The organism is Acinetobacter sp. SwsAc5 (assembly GCF_013391485.1).
In the GTDB taxonomy this organism is placed as follows: domain Bacteria; phylum Pseudomonadota; class Gammaproteobacteria; order Pseudomonadales; family Moraxellaceae; genus Acinetobacter; species Acinetobacter towneri.
Genome location: NZ_JACAXD010000059.1, coordinates 1 through 2,871 on the forward strand (window position 1 = coordinate 1; position 2,871 = coordinate 2,871).

2 protein-coding genes and 1 pseudogene are annotated in these 2,871 nt (G+C 36.3%); 2 read left to right on the forward strand and 1 reads right to left on the reverse strand.

Annotated features, from left to right (window positions below; translation table 11 throughout):
• Positions 1-572: 572 nt before the first annotated feature.
• Together repM and HYG89_RS15745 are read left to right on the forward strand one after the other, a co-directional pair.
• Positions 573-1,502: pseudogene (gene repM, locus HYG89_RS15740) on the forward strand (replication initiation protein RepM); the annotation flags it as partial.
• A gap of 543 nt (positions 1,503-2,045) precedes the next feature.
• Positions 2,046-2,228: a hypothetical protein gene (locus HYG89_RS15745; protein WP_178868349.1), complete on the forward strand. Its 183-nt coding sequence runs from the start codon at positions 2,046-2,048 to the stop codon at positions 2,226-2,228.
• Positions 2,229-2,256: 28 nt separating this feature from the next.
• Here the strand turns inward: HYG89_RS15745 and HYG89_RS15750 are convergent, their stop codons facing one another.
• A complete protein-coding gene (locus tag HYG89_RS15750; protein WP_103801072.1) occupies positions 2,257-2,823 on the reverse strand; it encodes a hypothetical protein in 567 nt (188 codons plus the stop codon).
• Positions 2,824-2,871 lie beyond the last annotated feature (48 nt).

Genomic DNA, 2,871 nt, shown 5'->3' on the forward strand with positions numbered 1-2,871 from the left:
TTATACGTTAGTTTTATTAAATTTATACGATAGAATTTTAAATATATGATTTTAAAACAATAAACCGAGCGAGTGTCTACGAGCGATTGAGCGTTATAAAAATTTCGCCCCTGCCTTTTCCCTGATTACAAGCTTCCTATTTCGTTATAACGAGATTTACAGAGCGAAGCGACTGTATTAATTGGCTTCATGACGAGCGAAGCGAGCATAAAGCTTTATGAGCGAAGCGAATCCATTCTTGTTTTTAGCGTTCTAGCCGGTCTTTGAAAAAACTGCCCCAGGAATCGAGCGAAGCGAGATTCAATAGAGTTTGAGCGAAGCGAAAACATAGGGCAGTTTTAAATGCCGTTTTTGATTTTTTTGGGCTTTTAATAATATAAAAAGCTTTTAAATGCTTTTAGGAGGGCTGAAATCATTGGTATACGTGCGTTTCAGCGATCATTCTCCACCATTTACCTTGCAATACTCCACCATTTACCTTGCAAGAATTTCTCAATACTCCACCATTTACCTTGCATAATCCATCATAAAATATTATGGTGGATTTACATCATAAAAATTATAGGTGGGAGATGTCGGAATTAGTAGTCAAAGACAATGCTCTAATCAATGCTAGTTACAACCTTGACCTAACAGAACAACGGTTAATTCTGCTAGCAATTGTGGAAGCAAGGGAATCAGGCAAAGGAATTAATGCGAATGACCCTTTAAACATTCATGCAGAAAGCTATATAAATCAATTTGGAGTGCATCGAAATACCGCATATCAAGCCTTGAAAGATGCTTGTGATGATCTTTTTGCAAGACAATTCAGCTATCAAAGCCTTAGCGAAAAGGGGAATATCCAGCATCATAAATCACGCTGGGTAAGCGAAGTTATTTACGTTGAACAAGAAGCAGTTGTTAAGTTAATTTTTGCTCCCGCTATTATCCCGCTAATTACTCGACTAGAAAAACACTTCACAAGCTATGAATTAGAACAAGTTAGTCAATTAAAAAGTGCCTATGCTGTTCGCTTATACGAAATTTTAATTGCTTGGCGTAGCACAGGAAAAACACCCGTAATTGGGTTGGATGACTTTAAAAAACAGATAGGAATTAATGAGGGAGATTACAAGCGAATTGATGTACTTAAATCCCGTGTACTAGAGCCATCAATTAAGCAAATCAATGAACATACGGATATTATTGTATCTGTTGCACAGCATAAAACAGGGCGTTCAGTTACTGGTTTTTCATTCCGATTTAAACAAAAACCACAACCAAAAGTAGAACAAAGAACCGACCCAAAACGAGATCCAAACACACCTGATTTCTTTGTCGAAATGACCGATGCACAACGGCATTTGTTTGCACACAAATTATCTGAACTGCCCGAAGTTGGTAGCGAATATGCAGAGATCGGAGAGTCATCCGAAGACTTTACGAAACGCCTTGCAAACATGCTTTTAGAGCCAAAAAAATTCAGGATGTTTTATCCGCTACTGGAGCAGCTCGGCTTTGGTTCTAAGAAAATCCAATTTGCACCAATCAAACAGGTCGATGAACCTAAGTTTATTGAATTGCGAAACATGCAAGTGAATAGCTTGTCGTTCAATATGTCCCGTGACAAGAAATTCGCTCATTTAAAACAGGAAAACGAATCTCCAGATGATTTTATGCAACGGCTTCGCATCATGCTAAAAGACCCAAAACAGCAAATTCAATTTTATGACTACGTGAATGCTAAAAAGTAGCAATTAATCCTCTAAAAAAGATTTCAAAACGCCCCAACTTTTGGGGCTTATTTTTATCTTTTTCAGAGGTCGGTTTTTTGTTTCTCGGAGAGAAACGCGGAAGCGTGCACATTCCCTCCTGCTGTCGGAAAATGATAAATCTCCAAACCGCTAAAAATTTGCTTGTTAGCAACGCCCCAATATCGAATTTCACCCCATAGCGTAAAAACCGCCTAAAATCGCATTTAAGCGCCATTTTCTTAAAAACAGGGAAATCTAGCTAAACAGGGCTAAAAACGCCAATAAACGCAAAATAGGAGCATTTAGACCATGAAATTAAGTGATGCTGAAAAAAATAATCGTTTATTAGAGGTGTTTTTAAAGAAATCAGATCGAGAATATTACGATTTAGAAATCACTGAAGATCATCAAAAACTTTATGATCAGTACGTTTCAGGTGATTTAAACAAGCAAGACTTTGACGAGTATTTAAAAAAATTAGCTCATAACTAAATGGCTATGAGCTATTAAATAAAATTAATTAGAAACTGATTTGGATATTAACTTTATCCACGTCAATACCTGCTGCATGAGCTATCATTTCTTTAGCTTCAGCAATAATTTCAGATAGTTCTTTTGTTTCATCTACAGATTCTTCAGCAATAATTTCAGATTCAGGTGAAGCAGTTTCTGCATTTGGATTTGCATTAAAAGCAGACCACTCAAGTTTTTCAACATCAAGGTCAAGGTTTTGTAATAGATCATTGGTATTCAAATAAGCTACTGGATATCTTTGACCTGCTGTTAATTTCTTCCAAGCCTTTTTAAAGTTTTCTGTGTCTGGCAACAGTGCATATTCACTAATTTGAATTAATTTTCTACCTGCATGTTTTTTAGTAGGAATACAGCCCGAAATTTTACCAACCATGAAGGCTTGACCATGACCTAAGCCATCTTTTACTGCCCATGTTTCTCTATGATTTCGAATTAAAATTACATATTCAGCACTTTTAATACGGTCTGTACGTACTATCCAATAGCCTGAACCGCCTTCTGATTCCATCCATTTCAAATCTTTACCTGTGAAGATACCAATAACTTTAGCCATAATATTTACTCTTATACGTTAGTTTTATTAAATTTATACGATAGAATT

Bases quoted from the DNA above. Each gene is read 5' to 3' on its own strand.
- HYG89_RS15750 (WP_103801072.1), bottom strand. From the start codon at position 2,823: ATGGCTAAAGTTATTGGTATCTTCACAGGTAAAGATTTGAAATGGATG.
- HYG89_RS15745 (WP_178868349.1), top strand. From the start codon at position 2,046: ATGAAATTAAGTGATGCTGAAAAAAATAATCGTTTATTAGAGGTGTTT.